Raw genomic sequence first — 15,620 nt, forward strand, 5'->3', positions numbered from 1 at the left:
TAGTGCAGACGTAGCGAATTCCGTTGGCATCACGGGCGTATTCGTGATAGTGCGATGAGACATACGAGCTGGTGTTCTTGTCCGGCAAGATGATTTCGAAATCAGCGACACGGTGGCGGCGACGGTTAACGTGCCGGTAATCACCAAACAAGCGATTGCGACTCATGGACGCCACCGGCTCGCGGTTTGGACCACCGCACCGTCGGACCCCAAAGGACTATAGCAAATATAGGTGCCCCCATCTGCCAGCGCCAGTAAGTGCCATCGGGTTCAGCGGCAAGTGCGGTCTACGCGGCATCATCACCGGAGAATATGTCGCCAAGCCACTCGGTTTGCTGTGCGCATCGTTCGTAGAGTCCGTGTGCGCGCAGACGAAACGTCGTTTATTCGTGTGTGTTAGTGCGGAACGTAAGGTGGTAGCTGGCCACTCGGTGCACTCCGACAGATCGCTTCCGGAGCTGCGGACAAATGCAGGCGACTTGCTTGGAGAATCGGCAGCTGGGGTGTGCGATTGTCACCGCGTGCGATGCTCCGAGGGACCCCAAGCAGCAGGGCGTTTCCGTCCAGGGCTGGCCAGTAGGGGCGGTGCGGGCGCGTTAATGTGAGTCCGAGCCTTCTGACGTCGAAGTCGGCAGGAGCTATGGCGAGTTGATGAAAGCGGGCACCGGCCTAGTCCTCTGCGTTCTTATGCTGACGGCGGGCGCGCGGGGTAGATGGTGCGTTCGTCGGTTAGCATGGACTTGCCAGTCGATATTTACCATGGCAGGGCTCGATGCCCAGCGCTCGAACGACAGCAGCGTGGTCTCATCGACGTTGGCGCAGTCGACGAAGTCCATTTCCCCGCCGGTTGGTAGGTCCGTCGTGCCTTCGGTGGTTTAGCTAGCGCGGCTACGTTCGGATGCACTAAACATCACGCCATCAACCATTTGTTAGCTGTCGGGTTGCAACGACTTGATGTCTTTGCGGGTAACCAACATCACCAGTTTGAGGCGTCCATCGTCGTCCTTGATGCTGAACCAGAGCAGCTAGTCGCAGCTTTTCAGCAGATGCTCTCATCAGATCAAGGGGCCTTCACGGTAGGTGACCGATCCGCGGACCGGGAGTCCACGCCACCGTAACTGACGATGGTTCCGGGGCCGAACTGCCGGGACCCGAATTGCGGCATCGTGTTAATAAAAGAAAGCGGGGTCCTGACGCCAGCCTGTCGGCGCCGGTGTCCTGGGTTGCCGCAAAGCCATGACGAGAATAACGATGGATATACTGATCAGCACCGTGGCAAGGATGACCTGCAGTCATCTCATGCAGACCCTTTCGTGCTGTACAGCGAGTATGCGCATAAAATTAAGAGTTTTCGGTGGGCTCGGCGGTGTAACGAGACCGTTGACAAGCCGTGTACCGCGTGTCCTACCTGATGCTGCCGATGTTAGCCGCTAGGCTGTCGAACAATTGTTCGGTGTTAGATGGGGGTATGTTATGCGCGTGATGGGCGTCGATCCCGGGTTGACGCGGTGCGGGTTGTCCGTCGTCGAAAATGGGCGCGGTGGCCAAGTTGTTGCGTTGGATGTCGACGTGGTGTGCACACCATCGGACGCACCGGTGTCCAAGCGTTTGCTAGCGATCAGCGATGTCGTCGAACACTGGCTGATCACCCATCATCCGGATGTTATGGCCATCGAGCGGGTTTTCTCTCAGCAGAATGTGTCGACAGTGATGGGTACGGCACAAGCCGGCGGTGTGATTGCGTTGGCCGCGGCGAAACGCAGTATCAACGTGCATTTCCATACCCCCAGTGAAGTTAAGGCCGCAGTTACTGGCAATGGTGCTGCCGACAAAGCGCAAGTTACTGCGATGGTGACCAGAATCCTTGCGCTGCAAGCTAAACCGACACCAGCCGACGCGGCCGACGCGTTGGCCTTGGCGATCTGTCACTGCTGGAGAGCACCAATGATCGCGCGGATGGCAGCGGCCGAAGCGCTGGGCGCGCAGCACCGTCAGACCTATCGGGCCAAGGTTGTCGGTGAGGTTAAGGCCACCCAGTGATTTTTTCGGTACGCGGCGAGGTGCTCGAGGTGGCACTTGACCATGCCGTCATCGAAGCCGCCGGCATCGGCTACCGGGTAAACGCGACGCCGTCGACGTTGGCGACATTACGGCAGGGCAGCCAGGCCCGCCTGGTCACCGCAATGGTCGTGCGCGAGGATTCGATGACGTTGTATGGGTTTTCCGACGCCGAGAACCGTGACCTGTTCCTAGCGTTGCTGTCAGTCGCGGGAGTTGGTCCTCGCCTTGCCATGGCGACACTGGCTGTGCACGACGCGGCGGCACTGCGACAGGCACTGGCCGATAGCGATGTCGCCTCGCTGACCCGGGTGCCCGGTATCGGCAAACGTGGTGCCGAACGGATAGTGCTGGAGTTACGCGACAAGGTGGGTGCGGTCGGGGCACCTGGATTGACTGTGGGTACTGCCGCTAACGGCCACGCGGTGCGAGGTTCCGTGGTCGAAGCCTTGGTTGGGTTGGGTTTTGCGGTCAAGCAAGCTGAGGAAGCAACCAGCCAGGTGCTCAGCGGTGACCTTGGAAAAGATGGAGCGGCGGCGACGTCCAGCGCTCTGCGGGCTGCCTTGTCGTTGCTGGGCAAGGCCCGATGAGCGAGGATTACTCGGATCGGGCTGTTTCTCCGGTGTTGACCGTCGGCGAGGGCGACATCGACGTCAACCTGCGGCCCTGCTCATTGCGGGAGTTCATCGGTCAGCCGCGGGTGCGTGAACAGCTCCAGCTGGTCATCGAGGGGGCCAAGAATCGTGGCGGCACGCCGGATCACATCCTGCTGTCCGGCCCGCCGGGGCTGGGTAAGACGTCACTGGCAATGATCATCGCTGCTGAACTCGGTTCCTCGTTGCGGATGACGTCCGGGCCTGCGCTGGAACGCGCAGGTGACTTGGCAGCGATGCTGTCCAACCTGGTCGAGCACGACGTGTTGTTCATCGACGAAATCCACCGCATTGCCCGGCCCGTGGAGGAGATGCTGTACCTAGCGATGGAAGACTTTCGGGTCGACGTGGTCGTCGGAAAAGGCCCTGGAGCGACATCGATTCCCCTGGAAGTCGCACCCTTTACTTTGGTCGGCGCGACTACACGGTCCGGCGCACTGACCGGACCACTACGTGACCGGTTCGGGTTCACCGCACATATGGATTTCTACGAGTCTGCCGAGTTGGAGCGGGTGTTGGCTCGCGCGGCTGGGATTCTGGGCATTGAGTTGTGCGCCGAGGCAGGCGCGGAGATCGCTCGACGCTCACGTGGGACGCCGCGGATCGCTAACCGGTTGCTGCGCCGGGTCCGTGACTTCGCCGAGGTCCGTGCTGACGGCGTCATCACCCGCGATGTTGCTAAGTCGGCGCTGGCGGTCTACGACGTCGATGACCTGGGCCTGGACCGACTGGATCGGGCGGTACTGTCGGCGCTGATCCACAGCTTCGGCGGCGGTCCGGTCGGGGTTTCGACGTTAGCGGTGGCCGTCGGGGAGGAGGTGACCACCGTAGAAGAGGTGTGTGAGCCGTTTCTGGTGCGTGCCGGCATGATGGCGCGGACCTCGCGCGGCCGTGTGGCTACTGCGCAGGCCTGGACGTACCTGTGCATGACACCGCCGGCCGGGGTCACCGGGCTGAGTCAGTCGGGGTTATTCGAGTCGTGAGGAGCGGGGTAATGATCATCACCGGTTTTATCTGCGTTGCCCTGACTGCCGGTACTAGCACGTCTACGTTTTCACCATGGAATCGTTTACGTATACTTCCGCGCCCCCCGAACCATGTTCAGTATGACTGCTTATGGAGAATAATATCGTAACCTGCTTGCCTTCACCCACGGGCTTCTACAACTTAAACTTTATGTTATTTCTGCCGATCGCGAGTGGCATCAGCATTGTTGAGTTTACTCGTGGGACACGACCCCGTTGGGCCGCCCTAATTTTCGCTGGCGTCGGATCTGTGGTTTTAGCCTCGGTCGTGCTGCTGGTGCTTGGCCTACTATCGGAACATCAGAGACATCTGTTGCAATCTGGTTGGCGGAATCCTCGGTCGGGCGCAAGCGTGTAGGTTACATCTTGCAGTGTCGGGTACTCTAGCTAGTGCTGGAGTCGTTTTGGCATGTCTTACCTTCCGGTCGGCCCGCTACATTGCTCTGTAGCAATTGCCGCAGCGGGCGGTTTCGGTGCCGGCTTTCGAGCCGTATGTCTCGGTTCCGGAGGAGTCAACGCCCGAGGCGTCACCGGATGCGCTGACCACGCCACGGGCGTAGTCGCATTGACAGTGTGCGGGTGCCGGCTGCCGCACGCTGTCGTTGGTGTTGGTCGGTGCTAACCACCGGGCTGGCTAGCGCTGCCCTAGGCGCTGATGGTGTTTAGGGAGCCGCTACCGCTTTGGCCTCCACCGCCGGTACCACAGTCGAAGTGCCCGCGGTGCCCTTGACAAGGGTCGTTCGGTTGCCTCCACCGGGCAGGTTGAAACGTTCAAGACGGTACTCGAGCTGGCGATCGATCTGCCTGCCTTCGGAGCAGCCCGAGCAGCTGTAGATCGCTGACATATTTGCCGATTATTGCCGACGAGATGTGCGGAATATCTTTGTCCTGAACAATTTTCGATTCTTGAACAGCTGTACGGAACCGGTCTGTGGGTGCCAGCGACCCGTTTAATGGCTTCTCCGGCTTCTGGTAGTTGTGCAACAACGGCAACAGTGAGTTGTGACGCTGCCTTTCGGGTAGGGCGCGCAGCGAAATCTCAAACCGTCGCAGCCATTCGTCGTAGTCGTTGATGCGCTGTATCGGGCAGCCGGCGTCAATGAGCCAGTCCACAAACTCGTCCATACCGATGCCGTCGTCGTGCGGGTTCATCACATGATAGGTTGCGAACCCATCTCGACCGTGCAGGCTTTGGGCTCCCAGGGTGGAGATCGCTTCGGCGATGAACTCGACGGGCAGACCGTCGTAGTGGGCGCGTTGCCGATTGCTCTCGGCGTCTAGCTCGTAGAACGAGCCGGGTGCGATGCCGGTGGCGGCCAGGCTCAGCATCATTCGAGTGAACATGTCGGGGACGTTGAGCTGACCGGCGTAGCTGGTGTCGGCCAAGATCATGTCGCAGCGGAAAACTGCAACCGGCAGACCGCATAGTTCGTGGGCCTCGCGCAGCAGCACTTCGCCGGCCCACTTGCTGTTGCCGTAGCCGTTGGCATAGTTATCGTTGATTTTGCGCGTCGGGCTAGTGACTCGGATATCGGAGTCTTCGGTGAATTTTGCCGGCTCAATCTGATCACCGACGCCGATTGTCGATACGTAGATGTACGGCTTTTGCTTACTGGTCAGCGCGATCCGAATCAGCTCGGCGGTACCCAACGCATTAGGGCCGAATAGCTCGCTGTACGGCAGCACGTGGTTGACCAGGGCGGCGGGGTCGACGATCAGATCGACTGTGTCGGCCAGTCGTCGCCACGTTTGCCGGTCCAATTCCAGTTCTACTTCGCCTTTGTCGCCGGCGATGACCTCCAAGTGGTCGGCGGCCAGTTCCTGGTAGTGCGCCAGCAGTTTGGGGTCGCCGCTATCGAAGGTCTTGCCGAGCCGGGCCCGAGCTTCCTCGTTGGACTTGGCTCGCACCAGGGCTATTACCTTCCCATCGACCAGGTCCATCCGTTCGAGCCATTTCAGGGCTAAGTAGCGCCCCAGGAAGCCAGTGGCGCCGGTCAACAGGACGGTGCGCACTTCGGCGTCGGGTTGCGCCAACATGGGCGCGGCAGTCAACGTTGACACATCGATGAACTTGTCTAGGGTGAGGTCACTGGCGTGCACCTCGCCAGCGTCGCGACCGTGTATGGCAGTGAAAGTGGGCCGCTTCGTGCCTTGCTGTTCGCTCTCGATATAGTCGGCGATTGCCGCCAAGTCGTTTACCGGGCTGACAATGACGCCCACCGGCACATCGATGTTGAAGAGCTCGCGCAGCAGGTTACTGAATGTCAACGCGGACAACGAGTCTCCTCCTAAGTCGGTGAAGTGCGCATTCGACGGCAAGTCGGTGGTCGCCGCACCCAGAATGGTTCCTGCGGCTCGGCTCACCGTCTGTAGTACCGGCGCTTCCGCCCCGCTTTGCCGTAGCGCGTGTAGTGCATTTGTCTGCCCCTCAGCCAGATCGGCGTAGAGCTGTTCGAGCCGCGCGCCGTAGTGTTGCTTGAGCTTCGGCCACGCCAGCTTGCGAATACCGGTGAGCAGACCATTCTCTAGGCTGAACGGTGTAGTCTCGATGATTAAGTCGCGCGGCACCTCGTAGGACTGCAGTTCGGCCTCTTTCGCTACTTCCTGCAACGAATCGATAATCAGCGGTTTAAGCGCCTCAATGTCATTAGTAGCCAACGCATCCTCAGTCGGCACCACAACAGCCAGCAGGTAGGGGTGTGCGCTGTTGCCATAGATATAAATCTGCCGGACCAGTGGGCTATTGCTGAATGCTGCCTCGAGTTGCGCGACGGTGACGAATTGGCCCTGCGCAAGTTTCAGCACGTTGTTGCGGCGATCGACGTACACGAGCCGGGCGGGACCAACTTCGGCGACGATGTCTCCAGTCTGGTAGTATCCGTCTCCGTCGAACACGGTGGCGGTAACCTCAGGCCGCTTATAGTAGCCGGGGAACATGTTCTGAGTCTTAAGTAGCAATTCACCTCTTGGATAAGGCTGGTCGGTGCTGAAATAGCCCAAATCTGGAACGTCGACCAGCTTGTAATCGATAACTGGCGGACGTTGCACTTCGCCGTCAAACAAGACCATGCCGGCTTCGGTGGAACCGTAGCCCTCCAACAGATGCATTTCAAGCAGGGACTCGACCCCGTGCTTCAACTCCGGGGAGGTGGGCGCCGAGCCCGTCATAGCCGCGATGTACCGTCCTCCTAGCAGGGATTGCCGCTGTTCATCCATAACTTCGGCTTCTATGGCTGCACGGTCGGCGGAACCGCTGTTGGTTAGCCGACGGTCAACTGCGTGCTGGCATTCGTCGTAGAGGGTTTCCCAGATGCGCGGTACGAAGTTCAACTCGGTCGGCCGCACCAGCTTGAGATCCTCCAGTAGCGTCGAGAGGTCGCTGCGGGCGGCGAAGTAAGCCGTGCCGCCGTTACCGAGCGTGCCGTAGAGGATTCCGTGGCCCATGACGTGGCTCATCGGCATGAAGTTGAGCGTGATTGACGCGGCGGTCGATCTGAACCAGTTTCCGTCTGACCGGCGCCACATCTTGCCGACATTGCTTTGCGGATACATCGCGCCCTTGGGTGCGCCGGTGCTGCCGGATGTGTAGATCAGCAACGCCAACGGGTCATCAGAGTCATCGGCCACGGGGATCGGTGTAGCTGGCAGCGTCTTGCCGCGGTCGAGGACCTCGATCAGGCTCTCGACCACTACGTTGTTGTCCACCAACCGCTCCCGGGCAGTTGCCACGGCGTCACGCTGCTCGTCGGCCTCGGGGTGGTAGTCAAACACAACGAGCTTCGCTGGCGCCGGGCCAGACAGGATCAGCTCGACAGTGTCGGGCAGCTGGTTTACGCTCGCCGCGATCACCCTGGGTTCGGTCTCGATAACGATCGGCTGCAGCTGGGTGATCGCTGCACTGGTCTGCAGCGGAACCGCTACGGCACTGATCACGCCGAGCGCCATGTCGATGATGGCGTAATCGACACTGTTGAAACCTAGTACGCAGACCCGGTCGCCGGCGTGCAGCAGGTCGTGTATCCAGGCGCGCGCCAGCGCTCCGACGCGGTCGCTCAACTCGCGGTAGGTGATGGTCTCAAAGCAGGGGAGCAGCTCTATTGAGGTGCGTCCGGTCTTCGGGTCTTTGATGAACTCGACCACGCGCTGGCCCAGCGCCGGCCGCTCCGCGTAACCGTCCAGCGTGGTCTGGATGATTTGGGGCAGTCGCAACCCGGGCTGAGCAAGGGCAGCAACGACCGCCGGGTCGGGCTTGGCGGCGGCGAACTGCGGGTCGTTGGCGGTGAGGTAGTCAACGCGGCGTGCGAGCTGTTCTTCCTGCGTATTGGTGGTCGACATAACAGTTCCTTGCGATGAGAAATAGACCGTTAGTGCCACACGGCACAGACGATTAGAAAATTAGCTGCGCTAAAAGGTATTCCTCAATGGCTGGGTTAGAGATGTGAGATCGCCCATCTCAGGAGTTCTTGGTTTAGAAATCACCCAGGATCCGGCCCAGGATGTCAAGCCCTTCGGACAGCAGTTCGTCACTTATGGTCAACGGCGGCAACAGTCGGATGATGTTTCCGAACATGCCACATGTTAAGATTACGACGCCGGCGGCGTGGGCTGCGGTGGCTACTTTTTCGGTTAGCTCGGGGTCAGGCTCGGCCGTTCCTGATTTCACCAATTCGACGGCGATCATGGCACCCCGACCACGTACATCACCTATCCGATCGTCGGCGTTCTGAAGCCGCAACAACCGGTCGGTGATCAGCCGTTCGATCTGTTGGGCTCGCTGGATAAGGCCGTCGTCCTCGATGGTCGTGATAGTTGCCAACGCCGCCGCGCAGGCGACCGGGTTGCCGCCGAAGGTGCCACCGAGGCCGCTGACGTGCGGGGCGTTCATGATCTCAGCCCGTCCGGTTACCGCCGACAGCGGCAATCCGTCGGCGATGCCCTTGGCAGTGCAGATCATGTCGGGCACGATTCCATCGTGCTCGCAGGCGAACATGGCGCCGGTGCGCGCAAATCCCGTTTGCACTTCATCGGCGATGAATATCACATTGTTCTTGCGGCACCAATCCAGCAAGGTGGCTAAAAACCCTTCGGCCGGAACGATGAAACCGCCTTCGCCCTGGATCGGCTCAATAATGACGGCAGCTAGGTCGTTGGTGCCGACCTGCTTCTCGATGATGTTAATGGCCCGCGTGCCGGCCAATTTGCCGTCGGTGGCGAGGTCTTTGTTGAGTAGACCGTCTCGATAGGGGTAGGATAGCGGAGCTCGGTAGATCTCTGGTGCAAAAGGACCAAAGCCACTTTTGTACGGCATAGACTTGGCGGTAAGTGCCATCGTCAGGTTGGTGCGACCGTGGTAGGCGTGGTCGAACGCGACCACTGCGGGCTTACGGGTGTACGAACGGGCAACCTTGATGGAGTTCTCCACTGCCTCTGCGCCGGAATTGAACAGCACCGAGCGTTTTTCGCCGGACCCTGGGGTAATTCGATTGAGTTGCTCGGTGACGGCGATGTATTCCTCGTACGGTGTGATTATGAAACAAGTGTGAGTGAAGTCAGCCACCTGGGCGCGCACCGCGTCCACGACGCGAGGCGACGAGTTGCCGATTGTGGTGACAGCTATTCCAGAACCCAGGTCGATAAGTCGGTTCCCGTCGACGTCCTCGATAATGCCGCCGGCAGCGCGCGTTACAAACACTGGCAGGGCGACTCCCACCCCACGAGGCACCGCCGCGTCGCGGCGTTTCGTTAGATCGAGTGATGCGGGGCCGGGGATTTCAGTGACCAGCTGACGGCTCTGCTCGACGCTGATCACGTGGATCCTCCTGACTACGACATACCGGTTGAATCGCAGGTAAAGCATAGCCGTTATCGGGGTTCTCACACTGGGCGAGCGTGGCTAGGCCACGTCCCTGGGCGGGGTGTGCCCACCGTGCCGGTTGGGTGCGACCTGGGACCTGCCAGACTAGATGAGCACAAAATGGACGGTTGTTTGGTGCGCGCCCGCTGGTCGGCTTGCCAGCTTTGCGCGCAGTACCTATACAAAATACAGGTGGGTTGATGGAGAGTCTGGTTTTATTCTTACCGTTCCTGCTCATCATGGGTGGGGGCATTTTTTTCGCGTCGCGACGTCAAAAACGCTCGATGCAAGCCAGGATCGATCTGTACGACTCGCTACAGCCGGGTGACCGAGTGAGTACCACCTCCGGCCTGCAGGCCACCATCGTCGTCGTCGGGAACGACACCGTTGATCTTGAGATCGCGCCAGGCATCGTAACTACCTGGATGAAGCAGGCGATTCGTGACCGGATCCTCCCGGACGATGTGGATATGGACGCACACGAGGCCGAACCGGGGGACTTCGCGGACTGCGATGAGCTAGAAGAGTGCGACGGCTCCAGCTAACGTCGATAAACGAGTTATGAGGGATTCCTGACGACGCTTGTGTCTTGTGTGAAGGGCCTAGTGATGCGACACGTAGGCTCTATTGAGAAAAACCGATTTCAAGGAGATACAAGGAACGTGGCATCGTCTTCGGCGTCGGTGCATTTTGGTCGCTACCTGTCGATGTTCCTGGTGTTACTCATCGGGGTTTGTCTGTTGGTGTTTTTCACCGGAGACAAGCGGGTCGCTCCTAGGCTCGGCATCGACCTTCAGGGCGGTACTCGCGTAACGTTGACCGCGCGTACGCCCGACGGCTCGCGTCCCAGCCGGGAAGCGTTGTCACAGGCGCGGCAGATCATCAGCTCCCGGGTTAACGGGCTCGGAGTATCGGGTTCGGAGGTTGTCGTCGATGGCGACAATCTGGTCATCACGGTGCCGGGGAATGACGGCAACGAGGCCCGCAACCTGGGCCAGACTGCGCGTCTGTACATCCGGCCGGTGCTTGACTCGCTGCCCGCGCAAAGTGGTCAAGAACCCAACCCGGGTTCCCCTGCCGGCACGTTGCCCAGTCTCGCGCCGACTCCGCCCAGCCACCCAGGCGCACAACCACGTTCCTACCTGCAGGATCCGACGCCATCACCTAGCGCAGCTCCGCCGCCAAATCCAGTATCAACCCGAGCGGCACTACCGGATGAGGCTCCCTCGTTTGAGCAGCCCGCTCCACCGGATCCCCGTAAGGATCTCGCTGAACGCATTGCTGAGGAGAAGAAGTGGCGGCAAAGCACCAAACAGGGTATTCAATTCCTCGCCCTGAAGTTCGAAGCCACCCGCTGCGACAAAGACGACATTCTGGCCGGCAATGACGACCCGAATCTGCCTCTGGTGACCTGCTCGACCGAGCATAAGATGGCGTATTTGTTAGCTCCATCGATCATCAGCGGTGACCAGATCCAAAACTCCACGTCCGGCATTAACCAGCGTGGGGTCGGCTACGTCGTCGATCTGCAGTTCAAGTCTGCGGCAGCAAATGTCTGGGCTGACTTTACCGCCGCCCACATCGGTACTCAGATCGCTTTCACCCTGGACTCCGAGGTGGTCAGCGTCCCGGTAATTAACGAAGCAATCCTGGGCGGGCGTACTCAGATCAGTGGTGGAGATCCGCCGTTCACTGCCGCAACCGCACGCCAGCTGGCCAACGTTTTGAAATACGGATCGCTGCCGCTATCCTTTGAACCATCGGAAGCCCAAACAGTTTCGGCGACTTTGGGGTTGACATCGCTGCGGGCGGGACTGATCGCAGGTGCGATCGGTCTGATTCTAGTGCTGTTTTACTCGTTGCTGTATTACCGAGTGCTGGGATTGCTCACGGCGTGCTCACTGTTCTCTTCCGGCACAATGATTTTTGCGATCTTGGTGCTCTTGGGTCGATATATCAACTATACCTTGGACCTCGCGGGTATCGCGGGTCTGATCATCGGTATCGGCACCACCGCCGATTCGTTCGTGGTGTTCTTCGAACGCATCAAAGATGAGATCCGCGAAGGCCGTTCGTTCCGGTCGGCCGTTCCTCGCGGCTGGGCGCGTGCCCGCAAGACGATCGTGTCCGGCAACGCTGTCACCTTCCTGGCGGCTGCGGTGCTGCACTTCCTGGCGATTGGCCAGGTGAAGGGATTCGCGTTCACCCTGGGCCTTACCACGATCCTGGATCTGGTGGTGGTGTTCCTGTTGACCTGGCCGCTGGTGTACTTGGCTTCCAGGTCCCCATTGCTGGCAAGGCCTGCATACAACGGCTTGGGCGCCGTTCAGCAGGTTGCCCGCGAACGACGGGCGCCCGCCAAGATGGGACGGGGGTAGTGCGATGGTCTCCAGAGCTAAAGTCGGCGCCGAGACCACTAAGGGTATCGGCGAGCCAGAACGAAATGACAACACCGACAAAGGTGCCGGTGCGGTCGAAGTCACCGAAGCCGCCGAGGATGCTGTGAAGCTGACTAACGATACAGCCACACAGCTGCCGCAACACGGCTTTCTTTCTCGGCTCTACACCGGCACCGGTGCGTTCGAGGTGATTGGATGCCGGCGGCGGTGGTACAGCGTGGGCGGCGTCATTGTGGTGGTTGCGGTCCTGTCCATTATCGTTCGCGGGTTCACTTTCGGGATTGATTTCAAGGGCGGCACCACGGTGTCCATGCCTGTTTCGCCCGGCGCGGGGGGGACAGGCACAATCGAAGTTGCACAGGTTGCCGATGTCTTTAATAAGACCCTTGGCAGTGATCCAGAATCGGTGGTCGTTGTTGGTAACGGCGCGTCAGCGACGGTGCAGATCAGTGCGAAAACGCTGTCCAATGACCAAACGTCGAAGCTGCGTAAAGCCTTGTTTGATGCGTTCGGACCCAAAGGCGCCGACGCTAAGCCTAACAAGCAGGTAATCAGCGACGCGGCGGTATCGGAGACATGGGGCGGTCAGATCACCAGGAAGGCGGTGATCGCTCTTGTGGTGTTCCTGGTGTTAGTCGGCCTGTATATCACCGTACGGTACGAGCGTTATATGGCCATCTCTGCATTGACAACCATGTGTTTCGACCTGACCGTCACCGCCGGCGCGTACTCGCTGGTGGGCTTCGAAGTCACTCCGGCCACTGTCATCGGCCTGTTGACGATCCTCGGTTTCTCTCTCTACGACACCGTTATCGTGTTCGACAAAGTTGAGGAGAATACCCACGGTTTTCAGCACACCACTCGGCGCACCTTCGCTGAGCAGGCCAACCTGGCGATCAATCAGACCTTCATGCGTTCGATCAACACCAGCCTGATTTCGGTACTACCGGTGCTGGCGCTGATGGTTGTCGCGGTGTGGTTGCTGGGCGTCGGCACGCTCAAGGATCTGGCATTAGTGCAGCTGGTAGGCATCATCGTTGGCACCTACTCGTCGATCTTCTTTGCCACTCCACTGCTGGTCACGTTCCGTGAACGCACAGAGCTGGTACGCACCCACACCCGCCGGGTAGTCAAACGGCGCACCCTCGGTTCGCAAGTGGGCGCAAAAAACGCTGACAGCCACGCTGCAGCAGGTAACCGAAATCCGCAGAATCAAGCGGAATCCTGCGCTGACGCGGCGTCTCAGGAGAGCACCGAGGTTGCCACCGTGTCCGTGCCCACGACACCTAGCAAGCCGGCATCGGGAGTGCGTCCGGTGCGGCCGACCGGTACCCGACGTCCTACTGGCAAGCGGAACGTTGGTCGGCGGTAATCTAAGGTGGATACCCGAAGTGGGCAACCTGTGAGCGATCACGGCTTGCGGGCCAGTTTACTCGGGGTTTTGCGCTGGACCGCAGTAGGTTTGGTTGCGACGTTGGTGACTTCTTTGACGTTCACTGCGTGCTCTGGAAGCGCCGCGGGGGAGATTGTCTATGTGGTCGACGGGGCTTTGGGCACCTACAACGCTAACACCATAGTCGGTGCCGCGTCGGCCGGAGCGCAGGCGTTTGCCCGCACACTCATCGGTTTCGGCTATCACGGCCCCGATGGACAGATGGTGGCTGACCACGACTTCGGAACCATCACGGTGGTGGGCGGGGTGCCATTAGTGCTCGACTATCAGATAGCCGACAATGCTGTTTACTCTGACGGCAAGCCGTTAACCTGCGATGATTTGGTGCTAGCCTGGGCGGCCCAGTCTGGGCGGTTTCCCGGCTTCGATGCCGCCACCCAGGCCGGTTACCGCGATATCGCTAATATCGAATGCCTGGCTGGGCAGAAGAAAGCCCGCGTATTATTCGTCCCGGACCGCAGCGTTGTCGATTATGACCAGCTGTTCGCCGCGACTTCGATGATGCCGTCACACGTCATCGCTGACCAGCTGAATATCGACGTGACGGAGGCATTGCTGACCAACAAGGCGACATTGGTGGAACAGATCGCGCGATTGTGGAACACCACCTGGGACCTCAAACCAGCTGTCGATTTGAGACGCTTCCCATCGTCAGGCCCCTACAAGATCGAATCTGTCTTGAACGGTGGTGCTGTGGTGCTTGTGGCCAACGACCGTTGGTGGGGCCCCAAGGCGATCACCAAGCGGATCATAGTATTGCCACAAGAAGCCGACATCCAGGACCGAGTCAACAACCGCAGCGTCGACGTCGTCGATGTCGCGGTTGGGTCGTTGGGATCGCTGGCCACTCCGGACAACTACGCGCGCACCGACTCGCCTTCGGCGGGCATCGAGCAGCTGATCTTTGCGCCGCAGGGGCTGCTGGCTGCGGCTGCTGCCCGCCGCGCACTCGCGCTGTGTACGCCCCGCGACGTAATCGCTCGGGACGCGGGGGTGCCGATCGCCAACTCACGTCTGTCCCCGGCCACCGAGGATGCCATCACTGCGGCCGACGGTGCCCCCGAGTCCGGCCAGTTCAGCAAGGCGGATCCCGCCGCAGCGCGCGATGCGCTTAGTGGTGAGGCTTTGCCGGTGCGGATCGGCTACCAAGGGCCCAACGCACGGTTGGCGTCCACCATCGGGATCATCGCCAAGACGTGCGCTGCAGCTGGTATTAGTGTGTCCAGCGTTGCCTTAGACTACTCGACGGACCCCTCGGGCCCGCAGGCGCTTCGGGACGGAAAGATAGACGTGCTGTTGGCAAGCACCGGTGGCGCCACTGGAAGCGGATCGACCGGGTCATCTGCGATGGATGCTTATAACCTACACACTGGCAATGGCAACAACCTGTCTGGCTATGCAAACGCGCAGGTTGATAACAATATCGGCGCGCTGGCGGTATCTGCCGACCCAGCCGAGCGTGTTCGGCTCCTCGCCGATAGTGCACCTGTGCTCTGGGCGGATATGCCGACATTGCCTCTATATCGGCAGCAACGAATGCTGCTGAGGTCGAAGACAATATATGCAGTAAGCAGGAATCCGACCCGTTGGGGCGCCGGTTGGAACATGGATCGATGGGCGTTAGTACACTGAAGGATTTTAAGGGGGTGTTCCCGTCGCTGACCTTATCGCTGCCTTGACTCGGAATGCGGCCGATTTCCCGACGACAGAATCCAGTTCAATGACCTCACTCCGCTGTTCGTCGAACGACAGGTGATAGCCGCGGTGATCGATGCGTTAGCAGACGTTGTAGCTAGGCGCTGATCTGGTCGTCGGCATCGAGTTCCGAGGGACTATTGTGGCTACAGCTACCGCGGCTCGGCGTCGGTGTACTGGCCGTCCGCAAGAGCGGTAAGCTGCCAGTGTTCAGTGAAGTTTACGTCATGGAGTACGGCAGTGGCACCATCGAGGTGCCCGTTGACAGTGTCGAGCTACGCGGACGCAATGTTATTGACGACGTTTTGGCGACTGACGGCACTCTCGATGCGGTGTGCTGATTAATTGGAGCGCGGTGGGGCCGGTGCCATTACGGCGGCGGTGATGATGGCACTCACGGTGCTAGGTGGTCGCGAGGCGATCGCGCCGCTGCAGGTACACAGTTTGAGCCGCGCCTAGCCTCGCAACCCGGGTACTTCCTTC

10 protein-coding genes and 2 pseudogenes are annotated in these 15,620 nt (G+C 59.9%); 8 read left to right on the top strand and 4 right to left on the bottom strand.

Going from position 1 to position 15,620, the window contains the following annotated elements:
• Window positions 1-383: 383 nt before the first annotated feature.
• Together MLPF_RS16085 and MLPF_RS03055 are read right to left on the bottom strand one after the other, a co-directional pair.
• Window positions 384-518, bottom strand: a complete 135-nt coding sequence (locus tag MLPF_RS16085; RefSeq protein WP_337588810.1) for a hypothetical protein — start codon at window positions 516-518, stop codon at window positions 384-386.
• 167 nt (window positions 519-685) lie between these two features.
• Window positions 686-1,292 (bottom strand): annotated as a pseudogene (locus tag MLPF_RS03055) (DUF4178 domain-containing protein).
• 181 nt (window positions 1,293-1,473) lie between these two features.
• Between MLPF_RS03055 and ruvC the strand changes: the two are divergent.
• The 3 genes from ruvC to ruvB are packed head-to-tail and all read left to right on the top strand — an operon-like array spanning window position 1,474 to window position 3,694.
• Entirely contained in the window at window positions 1,474-2,040 is a 567-nt protein-coding gene (ruvC, locus tag MLPF_RS03060; protein ID WP_045842497.1) for a crossover junction endodeoxyribonuclease RuvC, read from the top strand.
• Window positions 2,037-2,648, top strand: a complete 612-nt coding sequence (gene ruvA / locus MLPF_RS03065; RefSeq protein ID WP_045842498.1) for a Holliday junction branch migration protein RuvA — start codon at window positions 2,037-2,039, stop codon at window positions 2,646-2,648. Before ruvC ends, ruvA begins: the two co-directional genes overlap by 4 nt.
• Window positions 2,645-3,694 carry a Holliday junction branch migration DNA helicase RuvB gene (ruvB, locus tag MLPF_RS03070; RefSeq protein ID WP_045842499.1) on the top strand — a complete coding sequence of 350 codons (1,050 nt, stop codon included), beginning with the start codon at window positions 2,645-2,647 and terminating at the stop codon, window positions 3,692-3,694. Before ruvA ends, ruvB begins: the two co-directional genes overlap by 4 nt.
• Before the next feature lie 813 nt (window positions 3,695-4,507).
• Here ruvB and car read toward each other — a convergent pair.
• Window positions 4,508-8,071, bottom strand: coding sequence for a carboxylic acid reductase (car, locus tag MLPF_RS03075; RefSeq protein ID WP_045842500.1), 3,564 nt, complete (start codon window positions 8,069-8,071; stop codon window positions 4,508-4,510).
• Between the two features lie 133 nt (window positions 8,072-8,204).
• The gene (gabT, locus tag MLPF_RS03080; protein ID WP_045842501.1) at window positions 8,205-9,545 is read right to left on the bottom strand and encodes a 4-aminobutyrate--2-oxoglutarate transaminase; all 1,341 of its coding nucleotides are present in this window, start codon (window positions 9,543-9,545) and stop codon (window positions 8,205-8,207) included.
• Window positions 9,546-9,790: 245 nt separating this feature from the next.
• On the opposite strand from gabT, the gene yajC reads away from it, so the two are divergent.
• From yajC to MLPF_RS03105, 5 genes and pseudogenes are all read left to right on the top strand, one after another.
• Window positions 9,791-10,135: a preprotein translocase subunit YajC gene (gene yajC, locus MLPF_RS03085; protein WP_045842502.1), complete on the top strand. Its 345-nt coding sequence runs from the start codon at window positions 9,791-9,793 to the stop codon at window positions 10,133-10,135.
• A gap of 117 nt (window positions 10,136-10,252) precedes the next feature.
• Window positions 10,253-11,968, top strand: a complete 1,716-nt coding sequence (gene secD, locus MLPF_RS03090) for a protein translocase subunit SecD (RefSeq protein ID WP_045842503.1) — start codon at window positions 10,253-10,255, stop codon at window positions 11,966-11,968.
• A 4-nt stretch (window positions 11,969-11,972) separates the two neighbouring features.
• The gene (gene secF, locus MLPF_RS03095; protein WP_045842504.1) at window positions 11,973-13,361 is read left to right on the top strand and encodes a protein translocase subunit SecF; all 1,389 of its coding nucleotides are present in this window, start codon (window positions 11,973-11,975) and stop codon (window positions 13,359-13,361) included.
• Between the two features lie 45 nt (window positions 13,362-13,406).
• On the top strand, window positions 13,407-15,074 hold the full coding sequence (locus MLPF_RS03100; protein WP_045842508.1) for an ABC transporter substrate-binding protein: 1,668 nt from the start codon (window positions 13,407-13,409) through the stop codon (window positions 15,072-15,074).
• A 34-nt stretch (window positions 15,075-15,108) separates the two neighbouring features.
• A pseudogene (locus MLPF_RS03105) lies at window positions 15,109-15,596 on the top strand (adenine phosphoribosyltransferase).
• The last annotated feature ends 24 nt before the right edge of the window (window positions 15,597-15,620 follow it).

It is taken from the genome of Mycobacterium lepromatosis, from assembly GCF_000975265.2.
GTDB lineage: Bacteria > Actinomycetota > Actinomycetes > Mycobacteriales > Mycobacteriaceae > Mycobacterium > Mycobacterium lepromatosis.